The organism is Sphingopyxis sp. H073, from assembly GCF_001468395.1.
In the GTDB taxonomy this organism is placed as follows: domain Bacteria; phylum Pseudomonadota; class Alphaproteobacteria; order Sphingomonadales; family Sphingomonadaceae; genus Sphingopyxis.
The window spans coordinates 1-3,831 of sequence record NZ_LNSG01000023.1; the positions used below are offsets into that span (position 1 = coordinate 1).

Sequence of the window (3,831 nt, forward strand, 5' to 3'; positions counted from 1 at the left end):
GGGAATCGGGGGTTTCAAGGGGCGGAAAGGCGGCGGCGTTGCGTCAGGGCGCTACCCCCACTCCAACCCCTCCCCACAAGGGGGAGGGGCTTAGGCGGGCCAATCCCCTGATGCCGGGGCTGCGCATTCGCGAGGATGGGTGGACGGTGGCGCGGACGCGGACGTTTCTGGCGGCGTTGTCGCAGACGGGGTGCGTTACCGATGCGGCGCGCGTGGCGGGGATCAGCCGCAAGTCGGTCAATCAGGCCCGCGCGCGCTTTGACGAATTCGACCGCGCCTGTTCGACCGCACTGGCGCGCGCGGGGCGGGGGCTGCGGGCGATCGCCTATGAACGCGCCGTCGTGGGACGCGAGATGGTGATCATCCGGGACGGCAAGGAGGTCGAGCTGCGGATCATGCCGTCGGATTCGATGCTGGGGCTGCTGCTGAAACGCGGCGATCTGGGCGACGGGGAGGGCGGGGGTGGCGGCGCGGTACGGCCGCTCCACAAACGCTATGACGGCGACGCGACGATCAGCGCCGAGGAGCATATGGAGGGCTGGCGCTTCGACGGCGCCGGGATCAAATATTTCCACCCCGGCAGCGCGATCGACAAGCTGCTCACCAAGCTGACCGCGATGCGCGCGTCGGTGGCCGCCGAGGAAGCCGAAAGCGGCGCCTGCAGCCGCTGCGGCCAGCCGGCGGCGGACGAGGCGGTGCGCGAGCGGCTGGCGTCGTGCCGGGCCGCGGCCGACAGCCTGTAGCTCGCCCGCGCGGGCGGGGTTTTTTGTGTGAGTCGGCGGCGCCGCGGCCGCTTCTGCCCCCGCGCATGTGAAAACGCCGCCAGCCTTGCGGCCGGCGGCGTCTCAGTGGACAGGGTTGCTACCGTCAGGCGTAGCGGACGGCGACATTCTGTTTGCGGCGCCGCGCGCGCATCGCGCCGCCGACGAAGCCGAGGCCGAGGAGCATCATCGCCCAGGTCGCCGGTTCGGGAACCGCCGAGACGTCGAGGCGGACATTGTCGAGCAGCGGACCGATATTGTCGGCGCTGGTCGTTCCGAACGCCATCCTGATCGTGCCCGCGCCGGTCGCGATGAAGCTGATCGACGAGGTGGTGAAGGCGGTGCTGCCCGGGATCGACACCGAGGAGAAGATCGAGTTGGCGGTCGAGCCGAACCCGGTGCTCGTCAGGCCGGTGCCCGTCAGGCCGCTGACCTTCGACGGATCGAGGAACAGGATCGCCTGGAAATTATCGGCGACCGAGTTGCGCTGCGCGCCGCCGACGTCGAAGCTGAAGGTGACGAGGTCGCCCGCGTTGAACCCCAAGTTCAGGCTGGCATTCGAGGTGATCGTCGCCGGACCCGGGGTGCCGTCGAGGTCGATCACATTGCCCGACGCGGGCGGCGTGATACCGATCGTGAAGGCGTTGGGCGACCCGACAACGTCGACAGAGACGCCTTGCGTCACCGTCCAATTGTCGAGCGTGGTCACGGTCAGATCCGGATCATCGCCTTCGAAACCGTCAGTGAAAACCGTTGCGGCCGAAGCCGGAGTAGCCATGGTAATCGCGGCAGAGGCCGCAAGTGCGTAGATAAAACGCATGTGTGTTCCTCCCTTTTGATGCCGCGTGCGACTCGTGCGGACAGGGGAACGTAACAAAAATTAGGTCCACTGTTGACTAAATGATTCGATGAAAAGGGAAATTTGTTCCAGATCGAGACTCGCGGGCGCGAGCAGGCCAAGGACTCGCGGGGGTTTCGGGGCGAGCGTTACCCCTTTCGGGTTATCGTACCGAAGGGGTGAATGTTAAGTGCTTGTTATGCGCCCCGCCCGCGCCCGGCGCGCGGTCAGCCAGCGGCGGCCTGGCCGGCGGCGGGGCGGTCGTCGAAGAGCGCCTTCAGGTCCTTCTTCAATATCTTGCCGTTCGCGTTGCGCGGCAGCGTGCCTTCGGTGAAGCGGATCGCGACCGGCACCTTGAACGCGGCGAGCCGCTCGCGCACCCACGCCTGTAGCTCGGCCTCGCTCGCGCTGGTGCCGGGGGCGAGGTGGACGACCGCGGCGGGCTCCTCGCCCAGCGTGCGGTGGGGCAGGCCGATCACCGCGGCGTCCATGACCGCGGGATGCTCGTAGAGGCGGTTCTCGACCTCCGACGAATAGATATTCTCGCCGCCGCGCAGCACCATGTCCTTCGCGCGGTCGACGATGTAGACAAAGCCCTCGGCGTCGAGGCGCGCGAGGTCGCCGGTGCGGACCCAGCCGCCGACGAAGGTTTCGGCGCTCGCCTGCGGCTTGTTCCAGTAGCCGGTGACGATCATCGGGCCGCGCGCCCAGAGCTCGCCGACCGTGCCGGTGGGGAGCGGGGTGACGCCGTCGTCGGCGCGGATCTCGAGGTCGGCGACGGGGACCGGCGGGCCGGCGCTGGTCGGGCGACCCAGATAATCCTCGGCCGAGTGCGAGGTGACCGTCGCCATCGTCTCGGTCATCCCCCAGCCGTTGCCGGGGAGCGCGCCGAACTCCTCGTAGATGCGCTTCACCAGCTCGGGGGCCGAGGGGGCGCCGCCGTAGGAAATCGCCTCCAGCGAGGAGAGGTCGTAGCTGGCGCGGTCGGGATGCTCGAGGAGTTGCCACGCGATCGTCGGGACGCCGCCGGTGACGTTGACGCGCTCGCGCTCGATGATCTGCATCGCCTGCACCGCGTCCCACTTGCGCATGAAGATCATCGTGTTGCCCGCCGCCATGCTGCCCATCAGGGTCGCCGAGCAGGCGGTGACGTGGAACAGCGGGATCACGGTCAGGATCGTGCGCGGCGCGGGGTCGGGGATCGCCTCGCCGCGGCGGACGTAATTGCGCGCCGCCGCGAAGCCGCTCGACAGGATGTTGGTGGTAAGGTTGCGGTGCGTGCCGAGCGCACCCTTCGGATGGCCGGTGGTGCCGCTGGTGTAGAAGATCGTCGCGGGGTCGTCGGCGGCGAGATCGACCTGCGGGCGCTCGCGGAGGGCAAGCGCGGCCCAGTCGGCGGGGCGGCCGATGAGGGTTTCGAGCGCGGTGGCGCCCTCGATCGCGGCAGGCGCGCGGGCGACGATCCACTCGCCGACATCGGGCAGGTCGGCGCGGTGCGCGGCGAGGCGGTCGTAGCGCTCGGCATCGACGATCACGATGCGCGCGCCCGAATCCTTGATGCCGTAGGTCAGCTCGTCGCCGGTCCACCAGGCGTTGAGCGGCACCGCGATCGCGCCGATCGAGACGATCGCGAAGAAGATCACCGGCCATTCGGGCAGGTTGCGCGTCGCGAAGGCGATGCGGTCGCCCTTGCCGACGCCGCGGTCGACGAAGGCCTGCGCGAGCGCGGCGGTGGCACGATACTGCGCCTCGAAGCTCACGCGCTCGTCGTCGAGGATCGTCGCGAGGCGATCGCCGTGGGTGCGCGAGAGGTCGAGCAGCACGCCGAGGTCGGCGGGCGCGTGCTTCCAGACGCGCGTCGGGATGCCGCGGATCGTCGCCATATCCATTTCGAACTTGCTGCCGGGCGCGGTGAGCGCGGCGGTCGCGTCGGCGAGCGAGACTCTGGGCCAGGCGGGATCGATCGCAACGAGGGGCTGGTCGCTCATACTATCCGTCATGCGGCGCTCTCTCCATGCGCTATGAGTGTCTGTCGCCCCACGCGTCGCCTTCGACGTAAGTTTGATTGGGGATGCACGCAAGGGGAGGGGGACGGACGGACATATTCGCGATCGGGCTGATGACGCGCGGCGATTTGTGGGACGTCGTCGCGGTGCCCGACATCCGCATCCAGGTGAGCGCGCTCGCGCGGCGACTGGTCAAAGCGCACTGGGGGGCGAGGGGCTTTAGGGC

The 3,831-nt window shown here is 68.8% G+C and carries 3 protein-coding genes; 1 reads left to right on the forward strand and 2 read right to left on the reverse strand.

Features of this window, described 5'->3' with window-relative positions; translation table 11 throughout:
* Positions 1-110 precede the first annotated feature (110 nt).
* Complete coding sequence (locus ATE64_RS20915; RefSeq protein WP_058457706.1) at positions 111-743, forward strand: hypothetical protein; 633 nt, start codon at positions 111-113, stop codon at positions 741-743.
* Between the two features lie 124 nt (positions 744-867).
* Here ATE64_RS20915 and ATE64_RS20920 read toward each other — a convergent pair whose 3' ends face one another.
* Positions 868-1,581, reverse strand: coding sequence for a PEPxxWA-CTERM sorting domain-containing protein (locus tag ATE64_RS20920; RefSeq protein ID WP_058457707.1), 714 nt, complete (start codon positions 1,579-1,581; stop codon positions 868-870).
* 245 nt (positions 1,582-1,826) lie between these two features.
* Positions 1,827-3,599 (reverse strand): class I adenylate-forming enzyme family protein, encoded by a 1,773-nt coding sequence (locus ATE64_RS20925; protein WP_058457708.1) that lies wholly within the window; start codon positions 3,597-3,599, stop codon positions 1,827-1,829.
* Positions 3,600-3,831: the final 232 nt, after the last annotated feature.